Genomic DNA, 19,973 nt, shown 5'->3' on the forward strand with positions numbered 1-19,973 from the left:
TAACAATGGATACCTCTACAATTTTAATTATTATTATTGGACTGGGTATAGGTGGTTACTTTTTAGAACAGTTTTTAAGAAGAAAATTAAATATGGAGAAAAGAGGCTTCTTTGGATATAAGCATGTGAATAGTGTACATGTAAAATTAGAAATAGGTCTTATTATTATTTATGTAATAAGTAGTTGTTATTATATGTTTAAATTTGAAAACGCTAAAATGGCTTATGTCATGTTCACTTATTTAGGGATATCATGGACTTTAAGAGCATGGATGGAATGGAAATATGATAGAAAATCAAAAGAATATATACTTTCGATAACGGGAATGGTTTCTTTTATATTGATGCTCTCGATACTATTTTATTTCGTTCCACCTGCTGTATAATTAAAAATTTGATTATACATAATGAGATAACTAATAAATAAGAAACCATTTACTGCTAAATGGTTTCTTATTCAATTTAAACATTTAATTTCGCTAATACGGATTTAATGAAATTTGTTTTATCCTCTGCATATTGATGTTTATCATTAGGATTAGCCTGTGAAAGTTGAATCTTCAACTGTTCATACTGTATACGAGCAGTTTTATTGACTATTAAGTAATCTCTGAATTGCAATTGTTCTATTACATGTGTATTCCCTTTTTCATACATATGAATTTGATGAGTTCTTGGCTCACCTTTATTAAAATAATATCGTTCAGGCAATACATCTTTTCTATATTTATAGTTTAGTAGTTCTAATTTTTTAATACAATGTATACCGTCCCTATAATTTTCTAATTCAATTGCTATATCAATAATGGGCTTTGCACTTAAATGTGGAATAGAAGTACTACCAATATGGTGTATCGCTAAAATATGTTCGCCAATTTGTTCCTCAATGAATTGTTTCTCCTTTACAAATTCAATTGCCCACTCTTCAGTCCATGGAACTAAAAACACTTTACCATAGGGTAAACCTAACATTTAATTAGCACCTCTTTCAAAATGGTTTTCAATAAAGGTAATTACATTTTCTTAAAGCTTCTCAAAACAAGATATTCCCACAATCTCCAAGGAAGAATTTTCTTTGCAAAGATCATAAATTTTACACCTTTACCGATTGGATAACGTAAATTCGTACGCTTAGACTCAGCAATTTCTACAATTTTATTAGCAACATCTATCGGATTACCAAATGTATCACTGCCGCTATTAATATGTTTTTGTATTTTATCCATATATTCTTTGTAAGGAGAAGTAGTATCAGATTGGTTTGTAGCTAGTTGTTTACCAACTTCCCATATATTCGTGTTATAAGAACCAGGTTCCACTAAAGCAACATCTATTCCAAAAGGTTTCACTTCTAAACGAAGGGATTCACTCCATCCTTCTAATGCATATTTGGAAGAAACGTAAGGAGATAGACCAGGGAATCCAACTTGACCACTAATGCTGCTTATATTAATGATTTTCCCACTTTTTTGTACTCTCATATAAGGTAAAACAAGCTGAGTGATTGAAATAGCACCAAAAAGGTTCGTTTCAAATTGTTTGCGATATTCCTCTACTGGAATTTCTTCTACAAAGCCACCATTAGCATATCCTGCATTATTAATAAGGAGGTCTACTTTGTTTATTTCTTTTAAAAATAATTGAAAGTTATGTATAGAGTTTTGATCGGTTACATCTAATTGTTGAACTGTTATGTTGTGCAGCAAGTTTAGTTGAGTAGCTTGAGATAGTAAGTTCGCTTGTTTTTCAAGGTTTCTCATTGTAGCGATAACTAAATAATCTTTTTTTGCGAGTTCGAGTGTAGTTAATAGTCCAAATCCACTTGAGGATCCTGTAATAATTGCGACTTTTTTGTTCATTTTCTGCCAGCTTTCTTTTTCTTTTATCATAACGAGTTATGATAAGAAAATCTATTATTCTTACATTCGTTTTGAGAGCATTACCCGTTAATTCTATATTCTATGAGATTTTTAAAAGAGGAAATTATACGGACTCAGCGTATATAGAGAAGTGAGTATGAATACGTTTATGAAATGAGGGAAGAATAATGGCCCATGTGAAGGATGTATTAGCAGATCAGTTATTAGCGAATGCGAACGATCCTAGTTGGTATATTCCGTTTTCAGATGCAGTTAAGGGTTTATCTGAGAGGGAAGCTTTCTGGAAACCGAATGAAGAGAGTAACAGTATAGCTGAAATTGTACAACATTTATTGTATTGGAATTCTACGTGGCAAACTAGATATAAAGAATCGAATGTGAATGCTGTGCCCGCTATTGGAGATAATAACAAAAGTTTTATGCTTTCAAATAATCAAACTTTCGATGAATTACGAGAAAAACTACTAGAGAAACTGTTACTATGGCAAAATCTCATAAATGAAGAAAAGGTTGAAAGCGATGTAGTGGGATTTCCTGTTTCTGCAAAGTGGTGGGAAGTGCTAGCCAATGTAACTACTCATAATGCATATCATATCGGTCAAATTATTTACATCCGAAAATTACAGAAGAGTTTTGATGGTGAATAAGATAATAATTTTCAAATTAGGTGAACAAAAGTGGACAAAACGAGACTAATGTCTCATTTTGTCCACTTTTTTATTTTCAACATAGAGAGAAAACCTATTAAATCAAGGATTGGAAATTGGCACGGTACTTGCAATATAAAAGATGAACAAGAAAATAGGAGGGCTGAACATGTTAAAAACAACTGAAAGTAAAGGGAATGGAATTACGAAAGAACAAGCTCGCTGGATGTACGAAAAAATGTTAGAGATTCGTAAGTTTGAAGATAAGGTGCATGAATTATTCGCGCAAGGCGTTCTGCCAGGTTTCGTCCATTTATACGCTGGGGAAGAAGCGGTAGCAGTTGGTGTATGTGCCCACTTAACGGATAGTGACAGTATTACAAGTACGCATAGAGGACATGGACACTGTATCGCAAAAGGTTGTGATTTAAACGGTATGATGGCTGAACTTTTCGGGAAAGCGACAGGATTATGTAAAGGTAAAGGCGGATCCATGCATATTGCTGATTTAGATAAAGGAATGCTTGGTGCAAATGGCATTGTAGGTGGTGGTTTCCCGCTTGCTTGCGGTTCGGCATTAACAGCTAAATATAAAGGAACGAAAGATGTAAGTGTTTGTTTCTTCGGTGATGGAGCAAATAATGAAGGAACATTCCATGAAGGGGTTAACTTAGCGGCGATTTGGAAGTTACCAGTTATTTTTATCGCTGAAAATAACGGTTACGGTGAAGCAACGACATTTGAATATGCTTCAAGTTGTGATTCTATTGCGGATCGTGCGAAAGCTTATAACATTCCAGGTGTTCAAGTGGATGGAAAAGATCTGCTAGCTGTATATAAAGCTGCTGAAGAAGCAGTAGAACGTGCGCGTAACGGCGGTGGTCCAACAATAATTGAATGTATGACATATCGTAATTACGGTCATTTCGAAGGTGAAGCACAAACGTATAAAACTTCAGAAGAAAAAGAAGAACATTTAAATGAAAAAGATGCGATTGTGAATTTCCGTAAGCATTTAATTCATGAAGCTGTATTAACTGAATCTGAGCTTGTAGATATGGAAAAGGCAGTAGATGAAGCGGTTCAAAAATCAATTGAATTTAGTGAAAATAGTCCATATCCAGAGGATGAAGAGTTATTAAAAGATGTATACGTTTCTTACAAATAAGAGGAGGGTGAAAAATAATGACTAGAACAGTAAGTATGTCAACTGCAATTAATGAAGCGATGAAAATATCGATGCGCCGTGATGAAAATGTAATTTTAATAGGAGAAGACGTTGCAGGTGGTGCACAAGTTGATCACTTGCAAGATGATGAAGCATGGGGCGGTGTTCTTGGTGTTACGAAAGGCCTTGTACAAGAATTTGGCCGAAATCGTATTTTAGATACACCAATTTCAGAAGCGGGTTACATGGGAGCAGCAATGGCAGCTGCGGCAACAGGACTACGTCCGATTGCTGAATTAATGTTTAATGATTTTATCGGTAGTTGTCTTGATCAAGTATTAAACCAAGGTGCAAAGTTCCGCTATATGTTCGGTGGTAAAGCGAAAGTGCCAGTTACAGTACGTACGATGCATGGTGCAGGTTTTAGCGCAGCTGCACAACATTCACAAAGTTTGTATGCGTTATTTACGAGCATTCCAGGTATAAAAGTTGTCGTTCCTTCTACTCCATATGACGCAAAAGGCTTACTATTAGCGGCAATTGAAGATGATGATCCGGTAATCTTCTTTGAAGATAAAACACTCTACAATATGAAGGGTGAAGTGCCAGAAGGTTATTACACAATTCCATTAGGAAAAGCGGATATTAAACGGGAAGGTTCTGACGTAACAATCATCGCAATTGGAAAACAAGTTCATACAGCACTTGCGGCTGCTGAGCAATTATCGAAAAAAGGACTTGAAGTAGAAGTAATTGATCCACGTTCTTTATCACCACTGGATGAAGATACGATTTTAGCATCAGTTGAAAAAACAAATCGCCTTATTGTTATTGATGAAGCAAATCCAAGATGTAGTATCGCAACGGATATTGCGGCAATTGTAGCAGATAAAGGATTCGATTTGTTAGATGCGCCTATTAAACGAATTACAGCACCACATACACCAGTTCCGTTCTCGCCACCACTTGAAAAGTTATATTTACCAACGCCGGAAAAAGTAATTGAAACTGTATCAGAAATGATCGGAGACCAAACTTTATTACATGTGTAATAAAACGATGAGAAGGGAGAGAGAAGCATGGCTGTAGAAGTTGTAATGCCGAAGTTAGGTATGGCGATGAAAGAAGGTATTATTACAAGCTGGAATATTAAAGCAGGCGATCATGTCTCAAAAGGTGAACTAATTGCTAGTATTAATTCGGAAAAAATCGAAACTGAAATAGAAGCACCAGCTGATGGAACTGTTCTTGATATAGCTGTAAGTGAAGATGAGGGAGTTCCACCTGGCACTGTCATTTGCTATATCGGTAAGCTGAACGAAAAAGTAGAAATCAATGAAAGTATAAATGTTGTAGAAGAAAAAGCACCTAATCTAGAGCCTAAAAAGGTCCAACATCCAGAACCATATGCGAAAGAAGTGGCGAAGAAAAGAATCAAAATTTCACCTGTAGCGAAGAAAATTGCAAAGTCTGAAAATCTAGATATCAAAGCATTAGTTGGTACAGGCCCTGGCGGAAGGATTACAAAAGTAGACGTATTAAAAGCGATTGAAGAAAGAGTAACAATTCCAGAAGTACTTGAACAAGAAGAAAGTAAAGTAATTCCTGTTACTGGTATGCGGAAAGCAATAGCAAACCGTATGCATGCAAGTTTACAAAATAGTGCACAATTAACATTAACGATGAAAGTAGATGTTACAGATTTAGTTGCTTTACATAAAGAAATAGCTTCAGTTGTACAAAAACGATACGATAACAAACTAACTATTACGGATTTCGTTTCTCGTGCTGTTGTATTAGCGCTTGGAGAGCATAAAGAAATGAACAGCGCTTATATGGATGATACAATTCATCAATTTGAACATGTTCATTTAGGCATGGCAGTCGCATTAGAAAAAGGATTAGTCGTTCCAGCTATTCGCTTTGCTAATAATCTATCTTTAGTAGAGTTATCTAAACAAATTAAAAACGTTGCACAAAAAGCAAGAGAAGGTAGTTTAAGTAGTGATGATATGCAAGGGACAACCTTTACAATTAGTAATTTAGGTAGCTTCGGTATTGAATATTTTACGCCAGTATTAAATACACCTGAAACTGGTATTTTAGGTGTAGGTGCAATTGAACATGTTCCAGTATATAAAGGGAAGAAAATAAAAAAAGGCAGTATGTTACCTTTAAGTTTAACATTCGATCATCGTGTATTAGATGGTGTACCAGCAGCTGCATTTTTACGCACAATTAAACGTTATTTAGAAGAACCTGTAACAATTCTTTTATAAAGAGAAGGTGAGAGAATGAGTAAACTAGTCGTTATTGGTGGCGGACCTGCTGGCTATGTAGCGGCAATTACCGCAGCTCAAAATGGAAAAGATGTCACTCTTATTGATGAAGCTGATCTTGGCGGGACTTGTTTAAATGTTGGATGCATGCCTACAAAATCATTGTTAGAAAGTGCAGAAGTGCATGACATTGTGAGAAAAGCGAATCATTATGGAGTTACACTCAATAATGGAAGTATATCAATTGATTGGAAGCAAATGCAGGCGAGGAAATCACAAATCGTAACGCAGCTCGTTCAAGGAATTCAATATTTAATGAAGAAAAATAAAATAAAAGTTATACAAGGTAAAGCGAACTTTGAAACGGATCATCGTGTGCGAGTTATATACGGTGATAAAGAAGATGTAGTAGATGGAGAACAGTTCATTATAGCGGCAGGTTCAGAACCGACTGCATTACCCTTTGCTCCATTTGACGGAAAGTGGATTTTAAATAGTAGCCATGCAATGTCCATAGATTATATACCAAAATCATTATTAATCGTTGGCGGTGGTGTAATAGGATGCGAGTTTGCAAGTATTTATAGTCGTCTTGGAACAAAAGTTACGATTGTTGAAATGGCACCGCAATTATTACCAGGTGAAGATGAAGATATCGCACACATTTTAAGAGGGAAACTAGAAAATGATGGTGTAGAAATATTTACAGGAGCAGCTTTAAAAGGATTAAATAATTATAAGAAGCAGGCTTCATTTGAATATGAAGGAAGTATCCAAGAAGTTAATCCAGAATTTGTTCTCGTTTCTGTCGGCCGAAAACCACGTGTACAACAATTAGATTTAGAAAAAGCAGGAATTCAATATTCAAATAAAGGAATTTCTGTGAATGAACATATGCAAACCAATGTATCACATATTTATGCAGCAGGAGATGTGATTGGTGGAATCCAGCTTGCTCACGTTGCATTCCATGAAGGAACGACGGCAGCATTACACGCGAGTGGAGAAGATGTAAAAGTAAACTACCATGCTGTACCTCGCTGTATTTATACCGCTCCAGAAATTGCTAGTGTCGGTTTAACAGAAAAAGATGCAAGAGAGCAGTACGGTGACATACAAATTGGAGAATTTCCTTTTACAGCAAATGGAAAATCGCTTATTATTGGAGAACAAACGGGGAAAGTAAAAGTTATTGTGGAACCTAAATATCAAGAAATTGTTGGAATTTCTATTATTGGTCCTCGTGCAACAGAACTAATTGGTCAAGGAACTGTAATGATTCATACGGAAGTTACTGCCGATATTATGAGCGATTATATTGCAGCGCATCCAACTTTATCTGAAGCGATTCATGAAGCTTTATTGCAAGCGGTAGGACATGCTGTACACGCTTAAATGGAATTATAATAAACCACTATTCTCTAAATGAATAAGAGAATAGTGGTTTGAATTTTTACGGGAGAAATTGAATATCCTATTATTTTTTTACGTCAATCGCTGAAGTAATATCGTTCCAATCAGCAGCTAAATTAGCAGTTTTACCGTACCAATCCGCATGTTTGAATACAACACCTTTTCCATAGCCTTGTGTTGAAGTATGCTCCCAAAGTGTCGTTGAATAACTTGCTGAAGGTGATGCTGTACTTACAGAGGAAATTCTGTCGTTCCAGCTAGATGGTAAGTTTTTAAAGCCGCTGCTCCAGTAAATATATTGGCCACCTTTATCTTTATGTTCATAAAAATCAGTACTACCAGCACCGCTACCTAAAGGATTAATTTTATTTTTAAGTACTTTTTTATCCTTTTCAATATAAGCATCTAATGTTTCACGGCTAGTAAAACCGTAAGCTAACCAATCTCCATTTTCATTTTGCTCTGGTAATACCATAGTAATTTGGATGTCTTTCTTATCTTGATCACTTAATTTTGTAAGAGAATTAACATTCTGTTCATCCACTTTTAAATAATCAAAAGACTTAATTGTGTTACCTTTTTCTTCAGCACTTGCTACTCCTAGTCCTCCAGTTAATGCAAATCCCGCTACTAATGTACCTGCTACTAATTTCTTCAACATATAACCATCCCTTTTAGTTTAGATTTTTGTACAGGTGAATCTTTGTACTAGTAAAATGTATTCTAATTATCAACTATTGTAAATATTCTGAAGTTTTAGAAATAAAAGATGGAATATTTACAGTTTTGCATTTTTTCTTTAGAAAAAATAGTTATTAGAATGATATAATAAATAGATATATCGATTTTGTTGGATCTTAAAATGTTTTAGGGGGAAAGTCTTTGAAGTATTTTAATAAAGATTGGTATAAAGAAATGCAAGTATCTGGTTTTTTAAATTTCCCAGAAACAGTAGAAGAATGGGAAGAGATGTTGCGAGAGAGCGAAAAGGTAGGAATGGATTATAAGCAAAGTTTAAGAGAAGACGTGGAAGAAAAGAAAGAAGATTTATTAAAGTTCCTCCCTAAATCACTGCATCCATACATTCATGACAATACAATTAATTCAGAATACCCAACGGAAAAATTAAAGAGACTTATGCTTGAGTGGACAAAAGATTATGAGAAAAGAATGAATGATTTAGAGCAAGCCTATATAGATAATTATAATTCTATAAAAGAAAAGCTCGCGCAGAATGTCGTTCAACTACATGAATACTCACTACATGACAGTGTAGTCAAATCAGTGGAGAAAAAATCAGAAGCTACGCTAATTATAACTTTAGATTGCAGTGGTACTTTCAGTGAATTTGATAAACTACAAGCAACTTTTATAGGAGTAACGAAATGTTCTATCCCGGAAAATTTTGAAGGTGCTTGGTGGTTATGTCATGAAATAGATTTTGCTGAAGATGGTTTTGAACTAGGGGTTTTATTTGATTGTCCATTTGAAGAAGTGATGATTTGTGCAAAAAATGTATTGCTGGAAATAGATAACTAGTAAACTTTATAACTCTATAAATAAAAAACAGTCTTATATGACTGTTTTTTATTTATATACTAAATGATCCAGCTTCCAATATGTATCTGTTAATGGCGCAGCTTTGCTATCTATGTATAAATACATATTATTTAAATCTTTTGGAGAATCTTTCATATTAAATACAATGTCGGTAGTTAAAGAAAACTCAGATGGAACCTTTTTAGCATTTTCATTTTGTATAACTTCACCTTTGTATTTTTTACCCGTTTTTTCATCTTTTATGAAATATTTTATTTCTGAAAGATCTATCGTTTGTCCGTCAACACGAGCATTATTTATAGTAACGCGAGCTGTGAGACGCCACTCTTTGTCTATTTTTTCAAATTTAGCATTTTCAACAGTTGCTCTATAGTATTCGTTTTTAAAGATTTCCCCATAGTGCATTGCATTTTTTGCTAGAGCGCTTTTTTCTTGTTTTGGTGTAGCATTTCCACTACATCCTGCCATTATCCCTGTAAATAATAATGCTGTACAAGTTACTTTCATTAAAGATTTCATAGTAATTCCTTTCTGTGTTAAAAAGTAAAATATAGGAATAATTTTACATTAATAGAAGGATGAATGGAAGTATAATTGTGAAATATGCAAATATGCATTTATTTAGTTGTTAATTTAATGGGATAGAAAAAGGGAAAAAACCTGTATAGAGCTGAATAAAGAAGTATTGAAAATATTATAAAATAGAAAAAACATGCATATAATTAAAAGATGAATAAATTTTCTGGATATTAAATGATAGTGGTGAGAACATGTTTACTGAAGAGCGTAGAGAGAAAATTTTAGAGTTACTTAAGAAAAATGGAAGGGTCATTGCAAAGGATCTTGCGGAAAGTTTCGATATGTCTATCGATTCTATAAGAAGAGATTTGTCTATTATGGAGAAGGATGGCTTGTTAAAAAGAACACATGGAGGAGCAATTGAACTTGCTAGAGTACGGAATTTAGCTACCAAGCCATTGAAACGTTATAGTAATGGTTCTGTATATGAAGACGCAATTGCAAAAATCGCAGCTTCTTATATACAAGAAGGAGATTCCGTTTTTATTGGTGGAGCTTCTATTCATTATGCCATGTTAAAATATTTACCTGAAACATCATTTACAGTTGTTACGAATGCTTTAGAAATTGCTAGTACGTTACGGGAATATAAGAACATTGATACGTACTTAATTGGTGGAAAGGTGAAACCATCAGGAAATATGACAGATACACTTGCCTCAGAGTTGATAAGTAGATTTTCTATTGATCTTAATTTCTCTACAGGTGGTGGCATTTCATTGAATGGTATAAGTACTGCAACGCCGGAAGTTGCTTTTTTTAGTAAAACAGTAAGTAAGATTGCTAGAAGAAATATTTGTTTAGCTCCTCACAATAAACTTGGAATAGACTACTTTATAAAAGGAGAGTCACTGATTGAAATTGACATTATAATAACAGATTCGGAGGCTAGTAAAGAAACAATTCAAGAATTTGAGAAACAAGGTAAAGAAATTGTAATAGCATCAATAGACTGCATTTAAAAGGAGTTTGAAATGATTATAAAAGGGCAAGAGTTTCACATAAATGGATTAGTTTATACAGTTCGTCCTGCAGCTGAAACAGATGCGGAACAGTTGTCGGAAATTAGAGTTCAGATCGATGGAGAAACTGAAAATATGGATAGAGAAGCTGGAGAGGGATTTATAGATAAGATAGGGTTTCAAAAAATAATAAAAACAGATAGTGAAGAGAGTAAGAATCTGTTTTTAGTTGCAGAAGTGCACAACCGAATCGTTGGATTTTCAAGGTGCGAAGGTTCAAACCTGAAGAGGTTATCTCATAAAGTAGAATTTGGCGTTTGTATTTTAAAAGAGTTTTGGGGATATGGAATGGGTAAGAGTCTATTGCAACAATCTATTCATTGGGCTGATGAAAATGAGATTAAAAAGATATCATTACAAGTATTAGAAACAAATGAAAAAGCCATTCAGCTATATAAAAAATTAGGTTTTGAAGTAGAAGGTATTTTAAAAAATGATAAAAGGCTGTCGGATGGGAAGTATTATAATACGGTTGTAATGGGAAGGTGTATTTGAGTCTGTTCATTAAAGAGGTGAAAATGTATGTTTTATAGAAGAAAGTACTATATAGTAAAAAATGAATTTATTAAAATTTTTAATGATCATTTCAATCATACGAACTTACCTAATCAGTTAAAGCATGGCTCTAGGCTAATAGGACGCTGGATGAAAGATAATAAGAATGGTACGACCGAAGTGTTTGCCATATGGGAATATGATAGTTATGAACAGTATAAAGAAATAGAATCAAAGATTAGAAATGACGAGAAACATGCTAGAAGAATACATGAATGGTATGAAAAACATGGCGGAAGAGAATATGTTTTACAGGAGTACATAGTAGAGATGAAAAATGAAGAGTTAGTGTGTACTGTAAAGTGATAGAGAGGTGATGGATAATGGGAATGAAAACAAAATTATATTTTAGTGTAGCATCCACAATTTTATTTGCAATAGCCGTGAGTGTTTTCTTTATAAATGGAAATCCACAAAAGTGGTTTTGGTTATGTATTTTCTTTGCTTCCATTATACAAAATATAGTGCTACTAAAAAAGAATAAAGAAGTGCATTAAGATATTCAAATTATTAACATATTTGTGTCGTCTTTCTAGTTTTGTTGAAAACGCTTTTATTCAGTTTTATAATAAAAGTATGTTTTTACAAATCTCCAAAATAATGAATAGGGAGATGATACAATGCTAGCTTCACCGTTTTACTTACATACATGGAAAAAGTTTGTTGATGAGGGTGTCCTTGATTCGAACCGTATAAACGAAAGAATTTCAGAATCATGGCATCGATGTAAACAAGCAAATGTGAATCCTCATATGAATAAAGGTCAGAAAATTTTGTCTTCTAATATTTTTCAAGACCAAAAGAAAAAGAGTGAAATCTTCCTAGATATAGCAATACCTCAAATACAAAATATGAGAAAAACCATTGATGAACTGCAAATGATGGCATTATTAATCGATCCAGACGGTTACGTTCTATCGTTAAGTGGAAATAAACAAACGTTGCAACGAGCGAAACAGATTAATTTCATTGAAGGTGTGAAATGGACGGAAGCTGCTGTTGGTACAAATGCGATAGGAACAGCGCTTGAGATTGAAGAGGCTATTATGATAAGTGGTACAGAGCATTATTCTGTCGCATCTCATAGCTGGAGCTGTGCGGCCGCTCCTATTCATAATGATGATGGGAAATTAATAGGCGTTCTAGATTTCTCTTGTCCGATTGAGTTTTCGCATCCATATATGCTCGGTATGGTAACTTCGATTGCACATGCGATTGAACGTGAATGTAGTATTCGAGTACATCAAAATGAACTGCAGTTAATCCATCGTTTTTTAGATGTAATTGATAGTGATGAACAAGTTGTAATTTGTAATCATCGTGATGTTATCGTTTCTGCAAGCAAGAGGGTTCGGGAACGAGTATGTAATTGGTCACGGATGAAACTTGAAGATTTAATGCACTATGGATTGAAAACTAAATTAGAAGTTCCATTATACAGTAATAATAGAATGATTGGGAAATGTATTTATGTAAAGGGAAATAAACAAGTAAAATCATTTTCAACGTCCCCATTTATAAATGGCATCACTTTTCCTGGAGTAATTGGGACAAGCAGTGCATTTCAACATACTTTAGAAGAAATTAAGCTTGTATCACCAACTGACGCAAGTGTATATGTTTGTGGTGAAACAGGTGTAGGAAAAGAATATGTAGCGAGAGCGATTCATGAAAATAGTCCAAGAAAAAATGGTCCTTTTATAGCTGTTAACTGCGGTTCATTACCGAAAGAATTAATGGAAAGTGAATTGTTCGGTTATGCTGAAGGAGCGTTTACAGGTGCACGGCGCCAAGGATATAAAGGGAAATTCGAACAAGCAGACGGAGGAACAATATTTTTAGATGAAATTGGTGAAGTGCCACCAGAGATGCAAGTAGCATTATTGCGTGTTTTACAAGAACGAACAGTAAACCCAATTGGCAGTTCAAAAGAGATACCAGTAAATATTCGTATTATTACTGCGACACATAAAGATCTATTGCGATTAGTAGAAGAAGGGAAATTCCGTCAAGATTTATATTATCGCTTACATGTTTATCCACTATATGTCCCATCGTTAATAGAAAGAAAAGAGGATATTCCGTACTTCATAAAACATTTTTGCAAACGAAAGAATTGGAATGTTGTATTTCCAAAAAGTATTTGTAATCAATTTTATCAGCATACATGGCCCGGAAATATTCGAGAATTATTAAATGTATTAGAACGCATCTACATTTTGTCGCAAGGACGAGAAATATGTGAAAAACAAATCTCTTTTTTATTACAAACAATGATGGGAAATCAACATCAACTTGCATTGCAAGCAGAAAATAAAACAGAGAACACATTAAATTTCCGTGAAAAAATACAGCGTGATAGCATGATTGAAGCGTTAGAAAAGACAAATGGAAATGTTTCATTAGCTGCAAAACTTTTAGATGTACCTCGAAGTACATTTTATAAACGAATGCAAAAATATAAGTTATAAAGTAGATTTTTGTAATCTACTTTTTCTTTGTGGGCTCATGTTCTGTCGGAATGTGCGCTTACCGGGGAAATAATAGAATAGTTAGAAATTAATTTCCGGAAGGAGGACTTAGGTGAAATATATTGAAATTGGTATTGGGAATACGTGGTTCGTTCGAACAGAAACTGAAAATAAAGATGGAACTGAATTTGAAGAACGAGGAATTATAAAACCTATTTATTTTGAGTCTTTATATGTACGAGTGTGGTTTCGAAAAACGTGTTTAATTTTTGATACGAAAGAAGGGTTTAAAAAAGTTAAGAAGAGGAGGATTGAATATAAATTTATAGTTGGAATTGTAAGTAGACTGGATAAAGAAAAAGTGGGCTAACATGCGTAGTTATATTGGACAGGAAATTCTTTTGAATTATATCAAATTCATGAAAAGCACTTTTACTAAATATAAATTGTTAATAAAACCGCTAAGGAAACTTAGCGGTTTCTTTTTAAAAAGGAGGGATTTTCGTATGAATAGGATCGTAACGGTTTTACTTGCAATTATTATAATGGGGTATTCCATTTATAGTTGGAATGATACTTCGGAAATGAGTATGCTAATTTTACAAACGCTTTTAGGGTTTATATTAGTTAGCTTAGGGGTGCAAAATTTAAAAAATAACGAAAAAGAAAATAGAAGTATAGGGATAGCTCTATTACTTGTGGCTTTGTTTTTAATTGTTGTATCTTTAATAAAATATTTTGTATGAATAAGTTTTTAAATTAATAAAAAATTAAAATTCTACTTGTATTTCACTATATAAAATATGGCATAATGATTTAGTTAAAATAGAAATGGATAGGGTATTTGAGAGGGGCAGTATAATGAGTTTTGCAATAGAAATAGTAATAAAAGCACCAATGGATGTTGTATGTGACTACATAATAGAAGATGAAAAAATAAAAGAATGGAATACGTTTATAATAGAAAATCGCTATCCTTCAAATATGGATAAAGAAAATCCACGTGTAGGAGATAAATATATTACTGTTCAAAAAGTCGGTAAGAAAATATTGGAGGCAGAAGTAGAAATTCTTGAATACGATGCACCCTATATTATTTCACTTGGCAGTGAAATGAAGCAAGGTTATTCGGCAATGACTTATATGTTAGAAGAAGATGAGGAGGGTACAGCACTTACATTAATTTCAGAATATGAACCTAGTAATCTTTACTATAAAATTATGTATAAGTTAACAGGCTGGATTTCACGAGGTTTAACTATGGAACAAATTGAGCGTCTAGCAGAATGTGTAGAAGCTGCTTATCAGAAAGAAGATTAAGATTAAAAATATATTAAGGTAAAAGCGTTACTCAATCTCGTGAGTAACGCTTTTACTGTTTGAAGATTTTTTATTGAAAATCTCAATAGCTCTTTCATATATTTCTTTATCAACACAAAATCTTTCTGTTATCCAATAATTAAGTTCAGAAGATGTAATGATTTGTTCTCTTTTCTTACCTTGGAAATATCGTTTTAAAACATTATCATTAATAGAAGTTGGAATACCATCGATATAACCGAAAATCTGAATTTTCTTTAATACAGGGGATGTATACCAATCGTTAGACTTTGTAATGAGTTCTTTCATACTTGATAAATGTATTGGATCTGTATGTAAGATTTTTGTTGGACCTGGATCTCTAGTAATTTTAATCCTATTATTTGAGACTTCATAAGTGAAAGTTTCTCTTACATTACTTACTTGAAATGATTCATAAAGTGGGTAAGCTTGGAATAAAGGTGCACAATAACCAACATCAACATAATAAGGTTGGTCTAAGTTAACCCGTAAGCATAAATGTCCGGGATCCATATACATATAATGAACATTAAAACCAAGATTTGATAATAACCAATGGAATCCAATTGAGTGCGTCCAACAAGTACCCCCGAGACCTTTTGTTGTAATATGGTTTATGTATGTCTCAATGGAAGGGAAATAATTACCTGTTTCATTACCCTTTTCCCAGTCAATTATTTTAGTGAGGGTTTCCCATTTTATTTTTTCTTGATGAGCTTTAATAAGCTCATTTAAAAACTTTAAGCTAGTAGGCTGTTTTGTCATACCTAAAAATGATAGAAAGCTATTTACTAGTTTTTCTTGAGACATTTTCTGATCCTTTCTATATAGAAATCGTTTTTGGTATTATTATACAATAGATATCAGAAAATACAGTTATTTATTAATAGAGTGGGAGAGAATTATATGTCGATGTCGCTATATTATAAACAAATCCGTGAGCAATTAGGTCATGAACTAATTTTTATACCGAGTGTAGCTGCTATTATTAAAAATGAGCAAGGGGAAATCTTATTTCAATATCCTGGTGGAGAATACTGGAGCTTGCCAGCTGGAGCAATTGAGCCTGGAGAAACTCCAGAAGAAGCGGTAGTTCGTGAAGTGTGGGAAGAAACAGGATTGAAAGTGCAAGTAAAAAAACAAAAAGGGGTGTTTGGAGGAAAAGAGTATCGCCATACATATCCGAATGGCGATCAAGTAGAATATATTGTTGTTGTGTTTGAATGTGAAATTACTAGTGGAAAACTAAAATCAATAGATGGTGAATCTTTAAAACTACAATATTTCTCATTATCTGAAAAGCCTTCTTTAGCGCTACCATACCCAAATAATATATTTTTATAGATGTAAAATAGCACACCTTATGTATTGAAGGTGTGCTATTTATATAAACCAGTCGTATACATTTTCGTCAATGTATGCACAATTTCTTCTAGGTCGATCTTTTTATCATTTTGCACAATCGTCCAAAGAAACATCTCATTCATCGCAAACCAAGCACGTGCTACAATTTCTTTATTCAATTCAGAATGTGCTAACCCACCTTCTTGAGAGTATGTAATATCTTGCGTAATACTGTTTATAAAGCGTTCCCGTATCTCGTCCCATTTTTGACGTATCTCTTTTGATAACCCAATTGCTTCTTCTACAACTTGTAAAATTGCTCGTTCTTTCTCTGCTAATTGTAGAAATGCTTTAACTTGATTTTGAATCATTATACGTGCTTCTTCTGTCGTTTGAGGCGAAAAAGAGCGCTCAGCAATATCATAAAATTGATTCATAACATCTTCCATTAAAACGATGAGGAGATCATCTTTGTTTTTAAAGTATACATATGCCGTGCCATAACCAGTTTCTGCATGTTTAATAATTTGTGTAATTGTCGTTTTTTGAAATCCGTTACGAATAAAAATAGTGTAACCAGAGTGTAATAGTTTCTTCTTTGTTTCTAAGGAGCGGTGTTTTCTTGATGAAAGAGTAGTGTTTTTCAAAGAATCACCTCTTTATACTGAAATATCTGAAAATATAACTGTATTGTAAAAGAAATTCATATATAAAGTCAACTGACATAATATCATTGACGTTATATCAACTAAGGTGATATATTTCAATTAGTTAGAATAAAAAGAAAATTAAGAGAAGGTGACACCATGTATACAGAACCATTTCAACCAACTTATGAGTATGCGCTTGAATGTGATAAACATGATGAACTGAAAGATTTTCAAACTGAATTTTATAAAAAAGAAGGAACAATATATTTAGATGGAAACTCATTAGGGCTACTTTCAAAAAGAGCAGAGAAATCATTACTTACTTTGCTAGATTCATGGAAAGAGTATGGCATTGACGGCTGGACCGAGGGTGAGCATCCGTGGTTTTTCCTTTCGGAGAAATTAGGTGAATTGACTGCACCTCTTATTGGAGCTTTACCAGAAGAAACTATTGTAACCGGTTCCACGACAACAAATATTCATCAAGTAATCGCAACTTTCTATGAGCCGAAAGGAATTCGCACAAAAATTCTTGCGGATGAGTTAACATTCCCATCCGATATATATGCACTTCAAAGTCAAATTCGTTTAAAAGGATTAGATCCAGATGAGCATTTAGTACGAGTAAAGAGCCGAGATGGTAGAACACTTTCTGAAGATGATATTATTCATGCAATGACAGATGATATCGCGTTAATTTTATTACCTTCTGTACTATATAGAAGCGGCCAAATTCTTGATATGAAACGTTTAACAGCGGAAGCGCATAAGCGTGGTATTCATATCGGGTTCGATTTATGTCACTCAATCGGTTCTATTCCGCATCATTTCAAAGAGTGGGATGTTGATTTCGCGATTTGGTGTAATTATAAATACTTAAATGCGGGACCTGGTGGCGTTGCAGGGCTTTATGTGAATAAAAAGCATTTTAATAGACTTCCTGGATTATCAGGTTGGTTTAGTTCTAGAAAAGATAAGCAGTTTGATATGGAACATACATTAACAGCTGCTGATCATGCAGGTGCTTATCAAATTGGTACACCACACGTATTAAGTACTGCACCTTTAATCGGTTCTCTTGAAATATTTAAAGATGCTGGTATAGAACGTTTACGCGAAAAATCATTACATATTACAAGATACATGCTTAATTTGATTGATCATGAATTAAAAAATTTCGGATTTACAATTGGAAATCCATTTGAGGATGAAAAACGAGGCGGGCATATTTATTTAGAGCATGCAGAAGCAGCACGTATATGTAAAGCGTTAAAAGCAAATGGAGTAATTCCAGATTTTAGAGCGCCAAATGGAGTGAGACTTGCGCCAGTTGCTTTATATAATACGTACGAAGAAGTATGGCAGTCTGTTATGATTTTAAAGAAAATCATGAAAGATGAAGAGTATAAGCAATTTGAAAATAAGCGAGAGGTTGTGGCATAAGTATGAAAACATCAGAGTGGATTGATATTTCACAACCGCTAAATAATGATATTGCTACTTGGCCAGGGGATACACCGTTCTCGTATGAAGTATCATGGTCAAAAGAAGAGAGTGGCTCAGTAAATGTCGGAAAGTTAACGATGAGTATTCATACAGGTACTCATATTGATGCACCGTTTCATTTTGATAATGATGGAAAGAAAGTGTTAGATTTAGATATCCAAGTTTATGTCGGACCTACGCGAATCATTGACGTTTCTAATCTTGAAAGCATTGGGAAAAAGGAATTAGAGAAATTTCATTTAGAAGGCATAGAACGCTTGTTGTTACGCACATCTTCACATGGTAAAGCGAATGAATTCCCAGATATAATCCCGCATTTACGTGCGGATATAGCACCGTTTCTTTCAGAAAAAGGTATACGTTTAATCGGGGTGGATGTACCATCAGTTGATCCATTAGATGATAAAGAATTAGCAGCGCATCATCAATTGTTTAAACATGGTATACACATTTTAGAAAATGTCGTACTAGATCATGTAGCAGATGGCGATTACGAACTAATCGCATTACCACTTGCCTTATCAGATGCAGATGGAAGTCCAGTTCGAGCAGTTATTAGACCAATATAAGTAGAAATATATATAAAGGGGCGTTTTGCTAATATGAAAGAAAATGAAAAGGTAATTATGGAAAAAGGGATTCATACGGACTTTAAAGAGAATATGACGTACGGGGAATATTTACAATTAGATAGTTTACTATCTTCTCAAAAGAGATTATCAGACCACCATGATGAAATGTTGTTCATCGTTATTCACCAAGCAAGCGAACTTTGGATGAAGCTTATTTTACATGAGTTAAACGCAGCAATTGAATCTATTAAACAAGACAAATTACAACCAGCTTTTAAAATGTTAGCACGTGTATCAAAAATTCAATCACAAATCATTCAATCTTGGGATATTCTTGCGACATTAACGCCGTCAGAGTACATTGAGTTTCGTGACTCGCTCGGTCAAGCTTCAGGTTTTCAATCGTATCAATATCGTATGATTGAGTATGCGCTTGGTTATAAAACGCCGCATGCCTTAAAAATTTATGAAAAAGATCCAGAATTACACGCTCGACTTCATACGGCGCTACATGCACCAAGTTTATATGATGTCGCAATTCAAGCACTTGTAAAAGAAGGATTTCCTATTCATAAAGATGTGTTGAATCGTGATATTACGCAGCCTTATGAAGAAGACGCAACAGTAGAAGCAGCATGGCTTGAAGTGTATGCGGATGTAAAAAAATATTGGGATTTATACCAACTTGCTGAAAAATTAATTGATATTGAAGATTGGCTACAACAATGGCGTTTCCGTCATATGAAAACAGTAGAACGCATTATCGGACATAAAATGGGAACAGGTGGCTCTTCAGGTGTATCTTATTTAAAACGAGTACTTGATCAACGATTCTTCCCAGAGCTTTGGAATGTTCGCACAAAATTATAAAAAACAAACCTGTCAGTTCATTACTGGCAGGTTTGTTTTTTATTTGAACACAAGTATGTTTTAATTAAAGCTACAAGATATAATAAATTAGGTAATGATTTAATTGGAGGTAAAGT

24 protein-coding genes are annotated in these 19,973 nt (G+C 33.9%); 18 read left to right on the forward strand and 6 right to left on the reverse strand.

The features are described 5' to 3' along the window. The first annotated feature begins 5 nt into the window (after window positions 1-5). Window positions 6-386, forward strand: a complete 381-nt coding sequence (locus QCI47_RS14260; RefSeq protein ID WP_076873884.1) for a DUF4181 domain-containing protein — start codon at window positions 6-8, stop codon at window positions 384-386. 76 nt (window positions 387-462) lie between these two features. On the opposite strand, the gene QCI47_RS14265 is transcribed toward QCI47_RS14260, so the two are convergent. Together QCI47_RS14265 and QCI47_RS14270 are read right to left on the reverse strand one after the other, a co-directional pair. Next, a complete protein-coding gene (locus tag QCI47_RS14265) occupies window positions 463-972 on the reverse strand; it encodes a GrpB family protein (protein WP_000901188.1) in 510 nt (169 codons plus the stop codon). A 41-nt stretch (window positions 973-1,013) separates the two neighbouring features. Next, complete coding sequence (locus QCI47_RS14270) at window positions 1,014-1,859, reverse strand: oxidoreductase (RefSeq protein ID WP_061130476.1); 846 nt, start codon at window positions 1,857-1,859, stop codon at window positions 1,014-1,016. A 188-nt stretch (window positions 1,860-2,047) separates the two neighbouring features. Here QCI47_RS14270 and QCI47_RS14275 point away from each other — a divergent pair, with 188 nt between their 5' ends. The 5 genes from QCI47_RS14275 (at window position 2,048) to lpdA (ending at window position 7,369) form a co-directional block, all read left to right on the forward strand. Then, window positions 2,048-2,527: a DinB family protein gene (locus QCI47_RS14275; protein ID WP_000951609.1), complete on the forward strand. Its 480-nt coding sequence runs from the start codon at window positions 2,048-2,050 to the stop codon at window positions 2,525-2,527. A 169-nt stretch (window positions 2,528-2,696) separates the two neighbouring features. Then, window positions 2,697-3,695, forward strand: a complete 999-nt coding sequence (gene acoA / locus QCI47_RS14280) for an acetoin:2,6-dichlorophenolindophenol oxidoreductase subunit alpha (RefSeq protein WP_061130477.1) — start codon at window positions 2,697-2,699, stop codon at window positions 3,693-3,695. A gap of 17 nt (window positions 3,696-3,712) precedes the next feature. Then, window positions 3,713-4,747 carry an acetoin:2,6-dichlorophenolindophenol oxidoreductase subunit beta gene (acoB, locus tag QCI47_RS14285; RefSeq protein WP_095842852.1) on the forward strand — a complete coding sequence of 345 codons (1,035 nt, stop codon included), beginning with the start codon at window positions 3,713-3,715 and terminating at the stop codon, window positions 4,745-4,747. A gap of 27 nt (window positions 4,748-4,774) precedes the next feature. After that, complete coding sequence (locus tag QCI47_RS14290) at window positions 4,775-5,974, forward strand: dihydrolipoamide acetyltransferase family protein (protein ID WP_000257750.1); 1,200 nt, start codon at window positions 4,775-4,777, stop codon at window positions 5,972-5,974. 15 nt (window positions 5,975-5,989) lie between these two features. Then, entirely contained in the window at window positions 5,990-7,369 is a 1,380-nt protein-coding gene (lpdA, locus tag QCI47_RS14295; RefSeq protein WP_309423087.1) for a dihydrolipoyl dehydrogenase, read from the forward strand. Between the two features lie 82 nt (window positions 7,370-7,451). On the opposite strand, the gene QCI47_RS14300 is transcribed toward lpdA, so the two are convergent. Then, window positions 7,452-8,048 carry a hypothetical protein gene (locus QCI47_RS14300; protein WP_000914447.1) on the reverse strand — a complete coding sequence of 199 codons (597 nt, stop codon included), beginning with the start codon at window positions 8,046-8,048 and terminating at the stop codon, window positions 7,452-7,454. A 221-nt stretch (window positions 8,049-8,269) separates the two neighbouring features. Between QCI47_RS14300 and QCI47_RS14305 the strand changes: the two genes are divergently transcribed. Beyond that, complete coding sequence (locus QCI47_RS14305; protein WP_000873325.1) at window positions 8,270-8,926, forward strand: DUF4085 family protein; 657 nt, start codon at window positions 8,270-8,272, stop codon at window positions 8,924-8,926. A 48-nt stretch (window positions 8,927-8,974) separates the two neighbouring features. Here the strand turns inward: QCI47_RS14305 and QCI47_RS14310 are convergent, their stop codons facing one another. After that, entirely contained in the window at window positions 8,975-9,466 is a 492-nt protein-coding gene (locus QCI47_RS14310; RefSeq protein ID WP_309423084.1) for a hypothetical protein, read from the reverse strand. A gap of 251 nt (window positions 9,467-9,717) precedes the next feature. On the opposite strand from QCI47_RS14310, the gene QCI47_RS14315 reads away from it, so the two are divergent. From QCI47_RS14315 to QCI47_RS14345, 7 genes are all read left to right on the forward strand, one after another. After that, complete coding sequence (locus QCI47_RS14315; protein WP_000493625.1) at window positions 9,718-10,488, forward strand: DeoR/GlpR family DNA-binding transcription regulator; 771 nt, start codon at window positions 9,718-9,720, stop codon at window positions 10,486-10,488. A 12-nt stretch (window positions 10,489-10,500) separates the two neighbouring features. After that, window positions 10,501-11,043: a GNAT family N-acetyltransferase gene (locus tag QCI47_RS14320; protein ID WP_240814206.1), complete on the forward strand. Its 543-nt coding sequence runs from the start codon at window positions 10,501-10,503 to the stop codon at window positions 11,041-11,043. Window positions 11,044-11,070: 27 nt separating this feature from the next. Then, window positions 11,071-11,409, forward strand: a complete 339-nt coding sequence (locus tag QCI47_RS14325) for an NIPSNAP family protein (protein WP_000499967.1) — start codon at window positions 11,071-11,073, stop codon at window positions 11,407-11,409. A 314-nt stretch (window positions 11,410-11,723) separates the two neighbouring features. Then, the gene (locus QCI47_RS14330; RefSeq protein WP_061130385.1) at window positions 11,724-13,574 is read left to right on the forward strand and encodes a sigma-54-dependent Fis family transcriptional regulator; all 1,851 of its coding nucleotides are present in this window, start codon (window positions 11,724-11,726) and stop codon (window positions 13,572-13,574) included. 112 nt (window positions 13,575-13,686) lie between these two features. Continuing rightward, window positions 13,687-13,944 carry a DUF3977 family protein gene (locus tag QCI47_RS14335; protein ID WP_000873859.1) on the forward strand — a complete coding sequence of 86 codons (258 nt, stop codon included), beginning with the start codon at window positions 13,687-13,689 and terminating at the stop codon, window positions 13,942-13,944. A gap of 136 nt (window positions 13,945-14,080) precedes the next feature. After that, window positions 14,081-14,320: a DUF3953 domain-containing protein gene (locus tag QCI47_RS14340; RefSeq protein WP_001080078.1), complete on the forward strand. Its 240-nt coding sequence runs from the start codon at window positions 14,081-14,083 to the stop codon at window positions 14,318-14,320. A gap of 115 nt (window positions 14,321-14,435) precedes the next feature. Continuing rightward, window positions 14,436-14,894, forward strand: coding sequence for an SRPBCC family protein (locus QCI47_RS14345; RefSeq protein WP_000006421.1), 459 nt, complete (start codon window positions 14,436-14,438; stop codon window positions 14,892-14,894). Window positions 14,895-14,921: 27 nt separating this feature from the next. Here QCI47_RS14345 and QCI47_RS14350 read toward each other — a convergent pair whose 3' ends face one another. Continuing rightward, window positions 14,922-15,725, reverse strand: coding sequence for an arylamine N-acetyltransferase (locus QCI47_RS14350; RefSeq protein ID WP_061130384.1), 804 nt, complete (start codon window positions 15,723-15,725; stop codon window positions 14,922-14,924). Between the two features lie 96 nt (window positions 15,726-15,821). On the opposite strand from QCI47_RS14350, the gene QCI47_RS14355 reads away from it, so the two are divergent. Then, complete coding sequence (locus QCI47_RS14355) at window positions 15,822-16,259, forward strand: NUDIX hydrolase (protein ID WP_309423077.1); 438 nt, start codon at window positions 15,822-15,824, stop codon at window positions 16,257-16,259. A 35-nt stretch (window positions 16,260-16,294) separates the two neighbouring features. Here QCI47_RS14355 and QCI47_RS14360 read toward each other — a convergent pair whose 3' ends face one another. Continuing rightward, window positions 16,295-16,906 (reverse strand): TetR/AcrR family transcriptional regulator, encoded by a 612-nt coding sequence (locus QCI47_RS14360; RefSeq protein WP_000799603.1) that lies wholly within the window; start codon window positions 16,904-16,906, stop codon window positions 16,295-16,297. A 159-nt stretch (window positions 16,907-17,065) separates the two neighbouring features. Between QCI47_RS14360 and kynU the strand changes: the two genes are divergently transcribed. The 3 genes from kynU to kynA are packed head-to-tail and all read left to right on the forward strand — an operon-like array spanning window position 17,066 to window position 19,857. Continuing rightward, on the forward strand, window positions 17,066-18,352 hold the full coding sequence (kynU, locus tag QCI47_RS14365; protein WP_000287844.1) for a kynureninase: 1,287 nt from the start codon (window positions 17,066-17,068) through the stop codon (window positions 18,350-18,352). 2 nt (window positions 18,353-18,354) lie between these two features. Then, on the forward strand, window positions 18,355-18,984 hold the full coding sequence (gene kynB / locus QCI47_RS14370) for an arylformamidase (protein ID WP_309423076.1): 630 nt from the start codon (window positions 18,355-18,357) through the stop codon (window positions 18,982-18,984). A 33-nt stretch (window positions 18,985-19,017) separates the two neighbouring features. Then, entirely contained in the window at window positions 19,018-19,857 is an 840-nt protein-coding gene (gene kynA, locus QCI47_RS14375; RefSeq protein ID WP_000661965.1) for a tryptophan 2,3-dioxygenase, read from the forward strand. Window positions 19,858-19,973: the final 116 nt, after the last annotated feature.

Source organism: Bacillus cereus group sp. RP29 (assembly GCF_040459765.1).
GTDB lineage: Bacteria > Bacillota > Bacilli > Bacillales > Bacillaceae_G > Bacillus_A > Bacillus_A paranthracis.

Bases quoted from the DNA above. Each gene is read 5' to 3' on its own strand.
- QCI47_RS14260 (WP_076873884.1), top strand. From the start codon at position 6: ATGGATACCTCTACAATTTTAATTATTATTATTGGACTGGGTATAGGT.
- QCI47_RS14265 (WP_000901188.1), bottom strand. From the start codon at position 972: ATGTTAGGTTTACCCTATGGTAAAGTGTTTTTAGTTCCATGGACTGAA.
- QCI47_RS14270 (WP_061130476.1), bottom strand. From the start codon at position 1,859: ATGAACAAAAAAGTCGCAATTATTACAGGATCCTCAAGTGGATTTGGA.
- QCI47_RS14275 (WP_000951609.1), top strand. From the start codon at position 2,048: ATGGCCCATGTGAAGGATGTATTAGCAGATCAGTTATTAGCGAATGCG.
- acoA (WP_061130477.1), top strand. From the start codon at position 2,697: ATGTTAAAAACAACTGAAAGTAAAGGGAATGGAATTACGAAAGAACAA.
- acoB (WP_095842852.1), top strand. From the start codon at position 3,713: ATGACTAGAACAGTAAGTATGTCAACTGCAATTAATGAAGCGATGAAA.
- QCI47_RS14290 (WP_000257750.1), top strand. From the start codon at position 4,775: ATGGCTGTAGAAGTTGTAATGCCGAAGTTAGGTATGGCGATGAAAGAA.
- lpdA (WP_309423087.1), top strand. From the start codon at position 5,990: ATGAGTAAACTAGTCGTTATTGGTGGCGGACCTGCTGGCTATGTAGCG.
- QCI47_RS14300 (WP_000914447.1), bottom strand. From the start codon at position 8,048: ATGTTGAAGAAATTAGTAGCAGGTACATTAGTAGCGGGATTTGCATTA.
- QCI47_RS14310 (WP_309423084.1), bottom strand. From the start codon at position 9,466: ATGAAATCTTTAATGAAAGTAACTTGTACAGCATTATTATTTACAGGG.
- QCI47_RS14315 (WP_000493625.1), top strand. From the start codon at position 9,718: ATGTTTACTGAAGAGCGTAGAGAGAAAATTTTAGAGTTACTTAAGAAA.
- QCI47_RS14320 (WP_240814206.1), top strand. From the start codon at position 10,501: ATGATTATAAAAGGGCAAGAGTTTCACATAAATGGATTAGTTTATACA.
- QCI47_RS14325 (WP_000499967.1), top strand. From the start codon at position 11,071: ATGTTTTATAGAAGAAAGTACTATATAGTAAAAAATGAATTTATTAAA.
- QCI47_RS14330 (WP_061130385.1), top strand. From the start codon at position 11,724: ATGCTAGCTTCACCGTTTTACTTACATACATGGAAAAAGTTTGTTGAT.
- QCI47_RS14340 (WP_001080078.1), top strand. From the start codon at position 14,081: ATGAATAGGATCGTAACGGTTTTACTTGCAATTATTATAATGGGGTAT.
- QCI47_RS14345 (WP_000006421.1), top strand. From the start codon at position 14,436: ATGAGTTTTGCAATAGAAATAGTAATAAAAGCACCAATGGATGTTGTA.
- QCI47_RS14350 (WP_061130384.1), bottom strand. From the start codon at position 15,725: ATGTCTCAAGAAAAACTAGTAAATAGCTTTCTATCATTTTTAGGTATG.
- QCI47_RS14355 (WP_309423077.1), top strand. From the start codon at position 15,822: ATGTCGATGTCGCTATATTATAAACAAATCCGTGAGCAATTAGGTCAT.
- kynU (WP_000287844.1), top strand. From the start codon at position 17,066: ATGTATACAGAACCATTTCAACCAACTTATGAGTATGCGCTTGAATGT.
- kynB (WP_309423076.1), top strand. From the start codon at position 18,355: ATGAAAACATCAGAGTGGATTGATATTTCACAACCGCTAAATAATGAT.
- kynA (WP_000661965.1), top strand. From the start codon at position 19,018: ATGAAAGAAAATGAAAAGGTAATTATGGAAAAAGGGATTCATACGGAC.